Below are 15,243 nucleotides of genomic sequence, written 5' to 3'. Positions count from 1 at the left end.
AAAAAATAAAGGAGTAAATTATGGCAAAAGCTAAAAATAAAACACAAGTTGATGTTGAAAGTCAACAACTATTTAAATATATTGAACTTCAAGCAGAAGGTCTAAACTCTCCATTTGAAGAAGTTTTAGAATTATTTAGATCAGAAACTCAAAAAGCAATTACTAAACAAGTTGACCCTAATGCTGAAATTCAATTCGAAGTAGACTTTGATAATAAAGCTGTAAATATGTTCAACTTAAACGGTGAAGTTATTGAAGATGAAGAAATTTCAGAAGATGATGAACCTCAAGTTTTAAGTGAAGATGATGCATTAGCTAAAATCTACACAATTCCACTTTCAGAAGCTAGAAAAAACGATTCAAATGTTCAAGTTGATGATGTAGTTAGAATTCAATTTAAGTTTGCTGGATTATCAGACAAATTAAGAAGAGCAATCACAAGTGGTGTTAAACAATCTTTAAACTTAACAAACAAATCAAAAGTTGTTGAAAAATATTCAAAAATGATTGGACAAAAAGTTCCTGCAGTTGTTTTAAAACACTTATCTAACAACTCATACAATGTTATGTTAGAAGATAAACAAACAGCTTTCTTACCTGGAGCTAAAAAGCCTAAGAACTTAAAATTGAACTTAGGTCAAAAAATTATGGTTTATGTTGATTCAATTAATCCTGAATCAAGATTAAGCATTGTTACAGTTTCATTAAACTCAACAGAAGAATTAGTTGAAATCTTAAGAAACGAAATTCCAGAAATCAAATCAGGTGAAATTGTTATTAAAGACATTCAAAGAGTACCTGGAGAAAGATCTAAAGTTTCATTTGCACTTAAAGATCAAGATAGTGATCAAATTAATTTAGTTGGTTCAATTACAGGACAATTTGCTTCAAGAATCCAAACAGTTGTTACTGAATTAGATGGTGAAAAAATTGACGTTATTGTTTACTCACCAGACACACTTGAATATGTTAAAAATGCTATTGCTCCTGGTAAAGCAGTTGATATTAAATGAGCTGATGAAGAAAGAAGAAAAGTTTATGCAATTGTTAAACCAAGTGACGCAACAGTCGTTATCGGAAAACAAGGAATTAACATTGAACTTGCTTCTAAATTAACAGGAACAAGAATTGAAGTATTAACAACTGAAGAAGCACTTGTAAAAGGAATTAAATTCAAAAATGATTATGTTCACGATGTGCACTACTTCAACACAACTCAACCAAAAGTAAATGCAAGTAAAAAACAATCAAAAACAAACTCAATGCTTAAAAACATTGATATGTACATTGATACAGACTCATTATTTGAAGACTTTAACAACAATATTTACACAGAATTGGAAACAGAAACAGTTGTGGAAGAACCAAAACAAAAAGCAGAAGAAGCTAAAAAACCTGCAACTAACGAAGTTAAAACTAAGAAAAATAAAACAGAAGAAATTAACAATATTTTTGAAGAAGAATCTTCAAACATCGAAAAACTTCTTAACTCATTAGATGAATACAGTTTCGTTGATGAAATCGACAAATACAATGACGAATTCACAGATGAAGTTGAAGATGAAACTCTTGATGAAGAAGCTGAAAACGCTAAAAAAGAAGAGAAAAACAGAAAAATGCTTAATGAATTTAAGAGAACTAAAAATCAACTTAAAGACTTTAAAGTGGATGATGACCTTACAAACTATGGATTATCAAACGTAAAACTTGATTTAGATGACTTAAATTCAGATGACTGAGATTAAAACAGTTTTTCGTAAGTGTATTGCGACAAATCAAGTTTTACCAGTTGATGAACTCACTAGATTCAGTTACGATAAAGAAAATAATTTATTAGTTTTAGACTTACATAAAAACAAAAAACATAGAGGAGCTTATTTTGTTGCAAGTTTAGAAAACTGACAAAAAATAAGAAAAACAAAAGCTTTAAATAGAACATATAAAACTAACATATCTGATGAACAATATGATTCATTAGAAAATGAACTTAAGGAGGTGTTATATGGCTAAAAAACAAAACAGAATTTCGAACGTAAATGAAATTAAAGAGCAATTGCAAACAACAAAAACTGAATTAAAAGATGGTGTATTTATTTTCACTGAAAAAATGTCAATTGCTGATTTTGCACAAAAAATCGGAGTACCTGCTACAGAAATTATCAAAAAATTCTTTATGCAAGGTAAAATGTACAACCTTAACACACTTTTAGATGAAGAACAAATTGCTGAAATGGCAATTGAATATGGATATGACTTCAGGAAAGAAACAAACATTAATGGTTCAAACTTCCTTGATGAAGTTCAATTTAAAGATGATCCAAAAGATTTAGTTAAAAGATCTCCAATCATCACTGTTATGGGGCACGTTGACCACGGTAAAACTACATTAATTGACAAAATTAGAAACTCAAACATCGTTTCAACAGAAAGCAGTGGAATTACACAACATACAGGTGCTTACCAAATTAGTCACAAAGGTCAAAAAATCACTTTCTTAGATACACCTGGACACCAAGCATTCACACAAATGCGTGCTAGAGGTGCTAAAGTTACTGATATTGTTGTTTTAGTTGTTGCAGCTGATGATGGGGTTATGCCTCAAACAAAAGAAGCTATTGAGCACGCTAAAGCAGCAAATGTTCCAATGATTGTTTTTGTTAACAAAATGGATAAACCTAACAAAGACCTTGACAGAATTAAAGGTGAATTAGCTGAAAACGATATTCTTATTGAAGAATATGGTGGAGATGTTCAAATCGTTTATGGTTCAGCACTTAAAGGTGAAGGACTTACAGAATTATTTGATGCTATTATGTTATTAAGCGAAATTTTAGACTTAAAAGCAAATCCAAAAAGATATCCAATGGGAACAATTATCGAATCACGTGTTGATAAAGGAGTTGGAGTTGTTTCTACAATTATTGTTGAAACAGGAACATTACACAAAGGAGACTTCTTAATCGCTGGTTCAAAATACGGAAGAGTTAGAATGATTACTGATTCTAATGGAAACCAAATTGAAGCAGTTGAACCGGGAGCACCAGCAATTATTTCAGGTCTTAACTATGCACCTGATGCTGGCGATAAATTTGTTGGATTCAATGATGAAAAATTCGCTAAGAAATTAGCTCAAGAAAAAGCTACAGCTGATCGTATGGATTTACTTCACTCAAAAACTATTACAGATCAAAATATTGATGGTAAAAAAATTATCAACGTTATTATTAAATCAGACGTTTACGGTACTTCTCAAGCTATAAAAGATCAAATTGATGGTTTAGAAAATGAAGATGCTATTGTTAAAGTTATCTCAGCAGCAGTTGGAAACGTTAATGATACAGACTTACTTTTAGCTAAAGCGTCAAATGCAGTTATTTTCGTATTTAACTTGAGAGTTTCACAAAATATTAAACAAAATGCAGCTGCATCAAACGTTACTGTTATTTCTCACGATGTTATTTACAAAATTATCGAAGATGTTCAAGGTATGCTTGATGGAGAAAAAGCACCTATCTATGAAGAACAAAAAATTGGAGAAGGTCACATTATTCAAATTTTCTTCTACTCAAAAGTTGGGAACATCGCTGGTACAATGTTAGATGAAGGTGTTGTAAGATCTAACTGTAAAGTTAAAGTTTACCGTAAAGGAAAACTTATTCACGAAGGTGTTATCGACTCACTTAAACGTGAGAAAAATGATGTTAAAGAAGTTCTTAAAGGCAAAAACTTCGGAACACACATCAAAGGATTTAATGATATTGAAGCAGATGATGTCCTTGAATTCTATGAAGATGTAAGAATTGACTAATAATTATTATGAAAAATATTAAAGATTTAATTACTGATATTCCTAATTTTCCTAAACAAGGAATTGTATTCAAAGATATAGCACCACTATTAGCTAATCCTGACGCATTTACCTATGTCATAGATAAAATGGCACAATTATGCAAAGAAGCAGACATCATTGTAGCACCTGATGCAAGAGGATTTATCTTCGGAACTCCTATCGCTTATAAACTTAATAAATCATTTGTAATGGTTAGAAAGAAAGGCAAACTACCAGGTCCTACAATTTCTCAAAAGTATGACTTAGAATATGGTGATAACACTTTAGAAATTCAAGATAAAATTCTAAAACCAGGTCAAAAGGCAATCATTATTGATGATGTTTTAGCAACTGGTGGAACTACAAAAGCTATTATTGATTTACTTCAATCTCAAGGTGTAAAAGTTCTAGCTAATGTTGTTTTAATGGTCTTAGATGAACTTGATGGATACAAGAAAATCAGTAAACTAATTGATGTAAAATCAATTCTATAAATTGCAAAATAAAAATACTAGACTTACGAAATCTAGTATTTTTTTACATCACTATTTAGACTTGACTTCAAGGAATAATTCTGTTAATTGCTCTGAATCAACACTTGAAGGAGCTTGGGTCATAAGGTCTTCATTTTTTGAATTTTTAGGGAATGCAATAACATCTCTAATAGTTTTTTGGTTAGCTAAAATCATAATTAATCTATCGATTCCAAGACCAATACCACAGTGTGGTGGGACTCCATATTCAAAAGCTTTTAAGAAAAATCCGAATTTGTTTTGTTGTTCTTCTTTTGATAGATTGATCATTTCAAACATTTTAGTTTGAACTTCTTCATCATAAATTCTAGCTGAACCTGAACCTAATTCAAACCCGTTAAGAACTAAGTCGTAACTTTTTGCTCTAATTTTTTCTTTAGGTAATTTATCTAAATCTTCTAATGGGTTATCGAATTGAGTGAATGGATGGTGAGCTGCTGCTCATTTTCCTGTTTCTTCATCATATTCGAACATAGGTCAGTCAATAATTCATTTGAAGTTATATTCATCTCTAGCTCATCCATATCAAGAATTAAGTTCAACTCTTAATGCTCCTAAAGCTTGTGAAGCATTTTCAAATTTATCAGCACAAATCAAGTATGTTCCTTCACTAAATTGTGAAATTAATTCTTGGACATCTGCTGGATTTAATTTTTGGGCAAAGTTTGTTTCAACAATTTCTTTATTTTCATTAACAACCAAGTAGAATAATGCTTTAACTTTGTTTTTCTTAGCTATTTCTTCAAGTTTCTTGTATTCTTTTTTGTTAATTTTTTCTACAAAATGAAGCAATCTAATTGAAGGAGCTGATGTTATGATGCTGAAATCACTGTTTTTAGCAAATTCAGGAATATCAACAATTTTGTTTTCAAATCTAAAGTCAGGTTTGTCTGATCCATAATCTCTAATACAGTCATCAAATCTTACTCTATCAAAAGGAACTTTGATATCAACATTCATAACTTTTTTCATAAAATGTTTGAATAAACCTTCAATGTATGATTGGAAGCTAGGAACGTCCATAAAACTTACTTCGATATCTAATTGTGTGAATTCAGGCTGTCTATCTTTACGTGAATCTTCATCTCTGAAGCATCTTGCTATTTGGTAGTATTTTTCAAATCCTGAAATCATTAATAATTGTTTGAATAATTGAGGACTTTGTGGAAGTGCATAAAATGCATTTTCTTTATTACGTGTAGGGACTAAAAAGTCTCTAGCGCCTTCTGGTGTTGCTTTAGATAAAATTGGTGTTTCGATTTCTGTGAATTCTTGAGATTGTAAGTATTCTCTAATTGCAAAAATTACATCATTACGTAATTTAATGTTATTTTGCATAACATTTCTGCGTAAGTCTAAGAATTTATATTCAAGTCTTAATTCTTCTTTAACTTCAATGTCATCTCTAATTTGGAATGGTAATTGTTCTTTAGATGATGATAAAACTTTGTATTCATCAACTAAAATTTCGATATCTCCTGTAGGTAAGTCAGGATTTCTATCTTTTCTTTCACAAACTGTTCCATTTACTTCTAAAACAGATTCTTTTGTGAATGAAATAGGTGTTTTAAATACTAATTGTGTAATTCCAAATTTGTCACGTAAGTCAACGAAGTTTAATTCACCAAATCTACGTTTGTTAGCTACTCACCCGTATAAAGTAACAACTTGTCCAACATTTTCTAATCTTAATTGATTATTTTTGATTGTTTTTTTCATATTATTTTCCTTCTTCTAATTCTTCAATAAGAAGTGTAACATCAACTAATTTAGAGTCACTGATTGTGATGTGTTCATCGCTATTTTCTAAAATAAAGTTAAGTGCAGAAATGATACCCTCTTCATTTTTTGAGAATGTAACTTTTTCTCCTGTAACCATATCTCTAATGATTAATAAGTTAGGATTAATCATTTTGTCATCATAAACTAAGAAGTCAGCAGTTCTCTTTGCTGCTTTTTCAAATAACTTTTTATTTTTAATTAAAGAATGTTCTGTGTAAACTGATAAACCAGCTGTTGCAATATAATTTTGTCCCATTATAGTACCAAAAGCAATATTATCTTCATCATTTGTCATTGCAATATAAACATCAGCGTGCCTTAATTCTGTATCTGGTTTTAAAATTTCCATCGCATTTTCTCTTACAACATCAACAACACGATCAATTCCCATTCCAAAACCAACACTTGAAACATTATCTCCACCTAATTGAGCTATTAAGTTTGAATATCTTCCACCACCAATTAATGTAAGTCCACTTGTTGAACCTTTGCCTGCTGTTACAAATTCAAATACAGTTTCATCATAGTAATCGAGCCCTCTAACTAATTCATTTGAAACTTTGTATTCAATATTTGCTGCATCAAGTGCTCTAGTAACTTTTACAAAGTATTCTTTTGATTCATCTGATAAATAATCAGCAATTTTAGGTGCATTTTTAATAAAAGGTTTTTGCGAATCTTCTTTATCATCAAGAATTCTTAAAACTTTTTTGCTTTCTAATCTTTCTTGTGAAATTTCACTTAACTCAGATTTGTAAGGTAATAAGTAGTTATATAAAGCTTCTTCGTATTGTTTTCTACTTAATTCATCACCAATTGTGTTGATTTTTAATTCTCAATCAACCATTAAGTTATCTAAAATGTGTGCAGCTAATAAAATAACTTCCACATCCTTTGTATAAGCTTTTTCACCTACAAATTCAACACCAGCTTGATAGAACTGTCTGTATCTACCTTTTTGAGGTTGCTCATATCTGAACATTGGTCCATAGTAAGCAAATTTACTAAATCCATCATTTAATCATTTTTGTTCAATAAGTGCTCTAACAAAAGGTGCAGTCCCCTCAGGTCTAAGTGCTATATCTCTGTCACCTTTGTCTTTAAATTCATACATTTCTTTTTTAACAATTTCTGAATCATCAACAGAACGTCTGAAAAGTGTAGCTTGTTCCATAATAGGCGTTTCCACTAAAACATAACCTGCTTTAGCAACTGTTTCAGTGAACATATCAGTTACAAAATCTTTTAATAAAAACTCTACTGGTGAATAGTCTTTTGTTCCTTTAATTTTTGTAATCATAGTAACTCCTTAATATATTTGGAAATTATACTTTTTTCTCTTGCAGCTTGTTTATTTGTTTAACAATTTTTAAAATTCTCTTTCTGATTTTATTTTTAACTAAATTAGCTCATATAGTTTCTAAAAATGGATGAAATTTATACATATGAGATTGAAATTCAGTTTTAATTTCAATCTCATTTTTAGCTTTCTTGTAAGAAACGCTTGTAATAGTTGAAAATCTTTTACCTTTTGTTTTAACTTGAAAAATGTAATGTTGTTTTATGTTATCTCAATCAAGTAATTGGAGCTTATCTATTTTTGATTTTTTAAGAAAGCCGGTCGGTTTATTGACTAAATAATCAAAAACATTTTTCATATCTTGAACAGTTTTGTTAATGTACGAATAAACATAGTAAGTTTTATTCATTGATTCAATCATCTTGTTGTATTTAAGTGTAAGTAAGTTATTATTTTCTAAATACTCTTGCAACATCACGCAGAAGTTAAATAGAAAATCATAATTTTCAAAACTTAAATGTTCATTAATATCATTTGAAAATGAATTTGAATTGTATGCAAATAAAATGTTGTTTGGGTCATCCATTTTATTTTCAAATTCATAAGGAATTTTAAAAGTATTAAGTAAGTTGATAATTAACTCTGAAGCATCTAGTGGAATAAAAATGTTTGGTTTATCAGTTAACTTAGTTTCTTTTCATTTTAAATATTGGTTTGAAATGAAAAGATAAGCGATTTGGTCATTATTTAATTCAACAAAGCTATTTTTAACTCTAGCAAATAACTTAATATCATTATGTTCATCCATAACAATAATTAAGTTAGCATTGTAATTAGTTGATAGAGCTCATTTAACAATAGAAAAAGTTGAATTTTTATTTTTTAAATCTTTGTTAAGTGTTGGGTTCAACTTTGAAATCTTAACATTTAAATTTGATAAAAATCTATTAATAATGTAGTTTGATAAATTGTCGCTAATAAGTGTATAAACAACCAATTTGTTGTTCGAACTAAAATCAAATTCATATTTAACTGATTTTAAGAAGTTTTCATAAGCTGAGTCAATAACTTTGTCTGAGTTTAAAACAATTGAATAATTTGAATCAGAAACAAATATGTGATCTTTAACTTCATAAAGCTCATTAATTAACTTCTCTTGTTCTTCAAGTGAAATTAATTTATTTTTGTTGTAAATTTTTAAATAAAACTTATTATTAGTTTCTTTGTAATCTAAATAAACTGAATAATCTAAATCCATATTGTTTACAGTTGTATTGATAAAAAAATCATTTAGCTTATCAATATTAAAAGTATAAACGTGGTACTTTTTATCATTTAAAAATCTAATTAATAAATCTTGAAGTTTAGAATTAATATTAACTTTGTTTTTTAATGCAACTAAAACTTTTCTTCTTCTATTAAAAATTGACTTTCTAGGAAGTGATTTATCAAAAAGTGAAATCAAATTAAGCAATGTATAAGGGTTCAAATTGTTGTAACCAAGTTGATTTTGTGTTTCAAATTCAATTCCGTAAACAGTTGATTTTGCTCTTGTGTAAAATTCACCATTTGGAAACTGATTATCAACCTTTCTAACAAATTCATTAATGTCTGAATTTATTAGTTCTTTGGATTTATAGAAATTAAATCAATGTGTGATTTTATTGTTAATTTGACTCATTTTTACCTTCCTTAAAATTTATTTTAATTTTATCAAATTAAAAAATTACTTTTCAAGCATTTAGAGTAAAATTAAAAACATAATTATTGATTAAAAAGGAGTTTATTTATGTCACTAAAAGCAGGTATTGTAGGTCTTCCAAACGTAGGTAAAAGTACATTATTTAGTGCAATTACTAAAAAGCAAGTTGAATCATCTAATTACGCTTTTACAACTATTGAACCTAACATTTCGTCAGTTCCTTTAATTGATCCAAGATTACAAAAAATTGCAGACATTATCAAACCAGATAAAATTGTTTGAGCTACATTTGACTTTGTTGACATAGCCGGACTTGTTGAAGGTGCGTCAAAAGGTGAAGGGTTAGGAAATAAATTCTTATCAAACATTAGAGAAGTTGATGCAATTATTCACGTTGTTAGATGTTTTGAAGACAAAAACATCTTGCACGTAGCTAATTCAGTAAATCCTGTAAGAGATAAAGATGTTATTAACTATGAGTTAATGTTAGCTGACTTAGAAACAATTAACAACGTAATTAATAGAGTTACTAAAAAAGCTAAATCTGGTGATAAAGATGGTCTAATTGAATTTAATGCCGCTAACAAAGTTAAAGATGCATTACTTCAATCAATACCAGCTCGTGATGTTGAACTTGATGAAAATGAATTAAAAGCTGTAAAAGGTTATCATTTACTCACATTAAAACCAATAATTTATGTAGCTAACTTAGGTACAGAACAGTATGCAAATTACAAAGATGATAAACTTTATAATGAGCTTAAAAATTCATTAAAAAGAAATGAAAAAATCATTCCAATTTCAGTTCAATTAGAATCTGAGTTAGTTGATTTATCAGATGAAGAAAAAAACGAAATGCTCTCAATGTATGGCGTAGAACGTAGTGGTCTAGATGTTTTAACAAGAGAATCATTTGATCTTCTTAATTTAGAAACATATTTTACAGCAGGTAAAATTGAAGCAAGAGCTTGAGTTTACCATAAAGGTTGAGCAGCTCCTAAATGTGCAGGAATTATTCATACAGACTTTGAGAAAAAATTCATTAAAGCAGATGTTATTGCATATGAAGATTACATCGAATACAATGGTGAATTAGGTGCTAAAAACGCTGGTAAAATGCGTTCTGAAGGTAAAAACTACATTATGAAAGATGGTGACGTTTGCCACTTTAAATTCGGGAAATAATAATAAAAAATCATCATTTTAGGTGATGATTATATAAGGGGGTTTAGTATAGTGGTAGTGCTGCAGTCTCCAAAACTGAAAGTAAGGGTTCGATTCCTTTAACCCCTGCCAATTTCAAATAAATTTTCTGGTGTTTTCGAAGTACCAGATTTTTTTATTTTTGATATCTATTTTAATAGAAGAATTTAAACTAGGTCAAGAAAAGTAGACAGAAAATAAAAAACTGTCCACTTTTCTTGACCTAGTTTACTTTCTATTCTTAATTCTTTGAGAATAAAACAGGAGATGCCATTCCCTTTTTGCAATATGTATCTGGGATTCTGGTATTGACATATTTCTTCCTTATTTCTTCTTCAGCAATTTCACCGTTAAAAGCAAATCGTGATGAATTTTCATCTGGAGACCTATACCAATCTTTTATTTTATAGACTTCCCTTACTATTCCATCAGTCACAGAAAATACATATTTATATTCTTTTGCTGATTTTGGATTTATTTTTCACTCTCTTCTTGTTGCCTCATATCTATAAGAGGTTGGAAATTCAGATTCCAATTGTTCCAATCTCCACAAACGGACTTTTATAATTAGATACTTAAAGTCAGTAGGTTCATCATAAGTTTTCATTGATAATCTCATTTGAAGTTCTTTAGCGTTTGTAACTCCAAAATCTGAATGATGACCAGACTGGATATTTGACAACCCTTGGTACGCATCAATTAAAGCAGATTCTACTTGGAATGCTTCTCTTTCTGTCAGATTCCACCTTTGTATGATGTGGATGACTTCAAGCCCAGCCTCTCTGATGCTTTGTATTATTTTGAACTTATTTGGATCTTCTTCATCGATTCCTTTAGCTCCATCATAGTAATCGATAGCACACTTCACATGATGAAACACTCTGTTGCCTTTTCCTTTTCCAACATAAAAGGTCTGCCCGTTTCGAGGATCGATTAATCTATAAACATAATATTTTAATTGTTCTGCAACTTCCTTTGAAAACTCACTAATCATATTTGCCTTCCTCTATCTATTTTTATACCAGATAAAATGGTCAAACTTCCTCTTTCTAAAAGGAATAGTTATTCCAAGCTCATCAAGTTTATTTGTGATGAAATCATTATAAGATTTATAGTCATATGTATCCACCCAATGTTGGATATTCGACTTCTTTATATCTTTGAACACCTTAGGTAATGACTCTTTCAACACAGTATCTAATATTGAATAATCATCCCTGCCATAAAGATTCTTGTTGTGGTAACAGCAATACTTGGTTGCAAATGAGAACAGATTAATCTTTCCATTAGCTCTAGCAATAGTCGCTACAACTTCTGGATCGCCGTTTTTAATCCTTTCATCAATATTTGGAACAGATGATATTATTTCTGCTAATTCAACAACACTGATAAATCTTTTATATCTAGAAATATTTGTAGAATTTGTGATATCAATTAAACCAATCTTCAAAGCCACAGTTTCGATATCTGTATTACTTGGATATTTCTTAAAACAATCAGTGATCAATCTGTTTTCACGTCCGTAGTTTTCTGTAGCCTCTACCTCTGCTTCCACTTCTTCTATGGACTCATTTGTGATTTCTAAGAAGCATATTTTGTTTTTATCTGCATTAATAGTATGTTCTTCGTAGTTGTCACTAGACAATGAGTAATAAGAAGGATGATTACTATTTCTCTTTACCACCCCAGAGTCAACAAGTTTCTTCAACGCACCATAAACGTTTGGCATGTGTTTATTATCACCATAAAGAGCGACAGAAATATCACCATGAGTCACCTGGCCACGTTCTTTGATTAATGATAATATTTCCTCACGTTGGCTCATCTTCTCTTTATCCTCATTTCTGTTGTAAATTTAAATGCTAAATCTTAAAGCATTTTCTCATATCGTTTTTGTGTATCGTTGTCTACAAAGTCATCAAAGATCATCTCGATAATTTCTTTGTAAACCTCTTTAGCACATATATTCATATGTGATTTCGGTGTGAATACTTCATCAATGATTCCTTCGTCGTACTAATCCATGCACTTTGGAATAGTTCTAAATAAATAAGGAGTAAATCAAATATTTGCATGGCCACTTTTTTCTAGTCCCTATCTAAAAAGATCTTTCCAATTTTTATAACTTAACGCACCACTTAAATCTATAAGTAGTTCTTCTTTGTTGAGACAAACTAAGATTTCTCATTCATTGCCACCTTTTTTATCAAGTAATCCTATAATCCCATCGTAGGCGTATCTTCCAAGGATTTCTTTATCTGTACGAATCTCTTTTAGATATTTTTCCATCTTAACAGTATTTGGATCATTCGTAGTCCAATATTCTTTGAATGCCTCAAGTGAAGAAAAGGAATCCTCTGATGTGTAATACATATATTTGTCTCTATGTTCGCTCATCCATTTTTTCTAGTGTGAGTTATGGAATAAAGTGAACTATTCAAAGCTGTTTTCAAAGAATATTCATCTGCTTCATCCAGCAAGCAAGAAATCAAATCTTCTTTTTTTTCCTTTTAATACTCAGACCAAGTTTTGCGATAACTTTCTTAATCACAGCAACCTTCATAGCTCTTAGCACAGACTCGTTCTCCCGAGGGCCATAAAAGCCTCTCTCGCAGATTTTCTTATAAAGATCACTAATGCTTTTTATGTAATAATCCATAAAATACCATCGAGAAAAATCTGACTCTTTCATAAGTTTAGCATTTGGTGTGGTTTCATATTTATTTCATTATTTGATGTCTTAATTGTTTCTAACATTTTTGAGTAAATTTTATATCTTGATGAACTATTCATTGTATTATGTTTGTTTTTCATTTCAACATATAAAGTCAATCCATATTTTTAATAATAATATCACAATCATGATCTGGAACAGCACAATTTTCTATATATTTAAAAATGTTTTGATGAAAATAACCGATTGCATTGTTATTGCGCTTATCTCTTTATCTTTCAATCTCTCGATCGATCAATGATGTAAAACTCTTATTTAAAATTTCTTTATCAAAAAGTAGTTTTATTGGATCGATTACATTGGTATTAAATTTCTTTAAATCAATTTCTTCAGTACCTTTTACGTAGCTATCAACGGTTTCTTTAATGTGATTTGTAAAATCACATTCACTAATAAAACTTAAATTATATTTGTAGCTCATATTAGTCATCTCTTTTCATATTTTTTAAAGCTTTGACCATTTGCTTTCCGACACTTTTAGCTAAGTTTACTGGGACTGCATTTCCTATTTGCTTATATTGATTTGCAACTGAACCTTTAAAAGTTCACGCATCTGGAAATGATTGAATTCTTGCAGATTCTCTAATTGTAAATGGTCTATTTTCGAACGGATGACACCTGTATGTTTGCTTCATTTGAGAGTTGTAAAGATAGTTAATGATGGTTCATCAAGGCTTAATCTTCTTAAAATACCAGTTCTTCCTCAATATGAATCTCAACTGGATTTCATATATTCCTTCGCTATTTCCTCAGGTATATCTCTTCAATATCCACCTGCTGGGACAAGTGAAAAAATAGCTTCTTTTTCCTTAGAATATTTAGCGCCATCACTAGCAGGAACATCTAATAAAATATCTCTTAAAACAGGTTTAGGATAATGTTTATTTGAGAATTGAAAAACAATTTTGTCAACTAAATCATTACGAATTCCAATTAAAATTAATCTTTCTCTTTTCTGAGCCACATTATAATCTCAAGCATTTAGAACTTGATATTCCAATTTTTAACCTTCGTTTATAAAAATATTATAAATAACTTCAAAAGTCTTACCATTACCGTGTGAAAGTAAACCTTTAACATTTTCAAATAGGAACATTTTCGGCTTAAGCTCATTAAGGAATAAGGCATAGTTGTAGAATAAAGTTCCTCTCGTATCCTCTAAACCTAACCTTTTACAAGCATAAATAAAACTTTCGCAAGGAGCTCTACTTGAAAAAACATCTAGTTCTCCTTCTTTTTGATTAAATAACTCGCATAAATCCTCTTGTGAAATTTTTGTTGTGTCTTCTTGGGTAACATTTCATTCATGTCTGTTAGTTTTCAATGTGTCACAAGCTCATTTATCAACTTCAATTAAGCCTATGTGTTGAATACCAGCTTCTTCTAGGCCTAAAGCTAATCCACCAGCTCCTGCAAATAATTCAATACCTTTTATTTTTTCTCTTTTTTTCATTATTTCAACTCTCCAAATATATATTTTAAATTGGCTATTGTTGCATAAAAAAGAGCATGATATCAAAGTAAACATAAAGAGTGTGGCGAGAGACAGACCATATGACCCACCAGCAACTTACTTGAAAAAGCGAATTGCTAAAGTCTGAATGATGGAGGAGGTTGAAAATAGATCAATGACTCCTATTATTGTGATGGGAATTTTTTATTTCTCTTTATGGTTAGAAGGAGAAAAATATGCAAATTTTAATCAATTTATGACCAATATATGAAAGGCTTGCTCATTCTAGCTATGAAGAGTAAAGAGAATCAAAAAAATTAAACTATTATAACTTTTCACAAGACTTGGGTTTGATGGATATAAAATCAACTCACTTTATGGTAGATTCATTTTTGATTGATCTTTAAATGAGGCAATAGACTGTGGTGAATCAGGTCAGTATGTTAAGCCTAGTATACAATTCGTTGACTCCATATTTCAAACTGAAGGAAAGAAGGGTGTAATTTATACTGATAAAAAATATGTAGTTTTTTTGTCAAAGTCACTTTTTAACAGTTCAATTTTACCAAGCGAGAGAAGTTCATCCATTACCAATCTATTCAGTATTGAAAATTATGAAGATTTGATCATAAATAAATCAAAACAAATATTAGATAACTTATATTTTCAAGCTTATGAATCAAGAGATGAATAAGTTCAAAATGCTA

13 protein-coding genes, 1 tRNA gene and 2 pseudogenes are annotated in these 15,243 nt (G+C 29.7%); 6 read left to right on the top strand and 10 right to left on the bottom strand.

Translation table 4 applies throughout. From position 1 onward, the window contains the following. Nucleotides 1-20 precede the first annotated feature (20 nt). From VBM91_RS01025 to VBM91_RS01010, 4 genes are read left to right on the top strand one after another with little or no spacing between them, the layout of a single operon-like run. Nucleotides 21-1,745: a NusA N-terminal domain-containing protein gene (locus VBM91_RS01025; protein WP_323188992.1), complete on the top strand. Its 1,725-nt coding sequence runs from the start codon at nucleotides 21-23 to the stop codon at nucleotides 1,743-1,745. Next, nucleotides 1,732-2,010: a YlxR family protein gene (locus VBM91_RS01020; protein WP_257089457.1), complete on the top strand. Its 279-nt coding sequence runs from the start codon at nucleotides 1,732-1,734 to the stop codon at nucleotides 2,008-2,010. Before VBM91_RS01025 ends, VBM91_RS01020 begins: the two co-directional genes overlap by 14 nt. After that, nucleotides 2,003-3,808, top strand: coding sequence for a translation initiation factor IF-2 (infB, locus tag VBM91_RS01015; RefSeq protein ID WP_323188991.1), 1,806 nt, complete (start codon nucleotides 2,003-2,005; stop codon nucleotides 3,806-3,808). Before VBM91_RS01020 ends, infB begins: the two co-directional genes overlap by 8 nt. An 8-nt stretch (nucleotides 3,809-3,816) precedes the next feature. Next, on the top strand, nucleotides 3,817-4,323 hold the full coding sequence (locus VBM91_RS01010; protein WP_323188990.1) for an adenine phosphoribosyltransferase: 507 nt from the start codon (nucleotides 3,817-3,819) through the stop codon (nucleotides 4,321-4,323). 51 nt (nucleotides 4,324-4,374) lie between these two features. Here the strand turns inward: VBM91_RS01010 and aspS are convergent, their stop codons facing one another. Genes aspS through VBM91_RS00995 form a run of 3 tightly spaced genes read right to left on the bottom strand, consistent with a single transcriptional unit; the run spans nucleotide 4,375 to nucleotide 9,125 of the window. Further along, nucleotides 4,375-6,081, bottom strand: a complete 1,707-nt coding sequence (gene aspS / locus VBM91_RS01005; protein ID WP_323188989.1) for an aspartate--tRNA ligase — start codon at nucleotides 6,079-6,081, stop codon at nucleotides 4,375-4,377. 1 nt (nucleotide 6,082) lies between these two features. After that, a complete protein-coding gene (gene hisS, locus VBM91_RS01000; protein ID WP_323188988.1) occupies nucleotides 6,083-7,444 on the bottom strand; it encodes a histidine--tRNA ligase in 1,362 nt (453 codons plus the stop codon). Nucleotides 7,445-7,469: 25 nt separating this feature from the next. Further along, the gene (locus VBM91_RS00995; protein WP_323188987.1) at nucleotides 7,470-9,125 is read right to left on the bottom strand and encodes an MAG5620 family putative phospho-sugar mutase; all 1,656 of its coding nucleotides are present in this window, start codon (nucleotides 9,123-9,125) and stop codon (nucleotides 7,470-7,472) included. Between the two features lie 108 nt (nucleotides 9,126-9,233). On the opposite strand from VBM91_RS00995, the gene ychF reads away from it, so the two are divergent. Both ychF and VBM91_RS00985 read left to right on the top strand, forming a co-directional pair. After that, nucleotides 9,234-10,331, top strand: a complete 1,098-nt coding sequence (gene ychF, locus VBM91_RS00990; RefSeq protein WP_323188986.1) for a redox-regulated ATPase YchF — start codon at nucleotides 9,234-9,236, stop codon at nucleotides 10,329-10,331. 37 nt (nucleotides 10,332-10,368) lie between these two features. Beyond that, a tRNA-Trp gene (locus VBM91_RS00985) sits at nucleotides 10,369-10,442 on the top strand. Nucleotides 10,443-10,590: 148 nt separating this feature from the next. On the opposite strand, the gene VBM91_RS00980 is transcribed toward VBM91_RS00985, so the two are convergent. From VBM91_RS00980 to VBM91_RS00955, 7 genes and pseudogenes are all read right to left on the bottom strand, one after another. After that, nucleotides 10,591-11,343 (bottom strand): LEM-3-like GIY-YIG domain-containing protein, encoded by a 753-nt coding sequence (locus VBM91_RS00980; RefSeq protein WP_323188985.1) that lies wholly within the window; start codon nucleotides 11,341-11,343, stop codon nucleotides 10,591-10,593. A gap of 12 nt (nucleotides 11,344-11,355) precedes the next feature. Next, nucleotides 11,356-12,033 (bottom strand): hypothetical protein, encoded by a 678-nt coding sequence (locus tag VBM91_RS00975; protein ID WP_323188984.1) that lies wholly within the window; start codon nucleotides 12,031-12,033, stop codon nucleotides 11,356-11,358. 410 nt (nucleotides 12,034-12,443) lie between these two features. After that, nucleotides 12,444-12,746 carry a hypothetical protein gene (locus VBM91_RS00970; RefSeq protein WP_323188983.1) on the bottom strand — a complete coding sequence of 101 codons (303 nt, stop codon included), beginning with the start codon at nucleotides 12,744-12,746 and terminating at the stop codon, nucleotides 12,444-12,446. Between the two features lie 246 nt (nucleotides 12,747-12,992). Beyond that, entirely contained in the window at nucleotides 12,993-13,181 is a 189-nt protein-coding gene (locus VBM91_RS03060; protein ID WP_416234917.1) for an Eco47II family restriction endonuclease, read from the bottom strand. Next, nucleotides 13,100-13,504, bottom strand: a pseudogene (locus VBM91_RS00965) (Eco47II family restriction endonuclease). The gene VBM91_RS03060 and the pseudogene VBM91_RS00965 overlap by 82 nt, the downstream one beginning before the upstream one ends. Before the next feature lies 1 nt (nucleotide 13,505). Beyond that, entirely contained in the window at nucleotides 13,506-13,718 is a 213-nt protein-coding gene (locus tag VBM91_RS00960) for a DNA cytosine methyltransferase (RefSeq protein WP_323188982.1), read from the bottom strand. A 236-nt stretch (nucleotides 13,719-13,954) separates the two neighbouring features. Further along, nucleotides 13,955-14,536 (bottom strand): annotated as a pseudogene (locus VBM91_RS00955) (DNA cytosine methyltransferase); the annotation flags it as partial. Nucleotides 14,537-15,243 lie beyond the last annotated feature (707 nt).

Origin of the sequence: Mycoplasma sp. 2248, from assembly GCF_034863245.1 — a bacterium.
Taxonomy (GTDB): domain Bacteria; phylum Bacillota_I; class Bacilli_A; order Mycoplasmatales; family Metamycoplasmataceae; genus Mycoplasmopsis.
The sequence above is the reverse complement of the archived record's forward strand: the minus strand, read 5'-3'. Positions and strand labels throughout refer to the sequence as shown.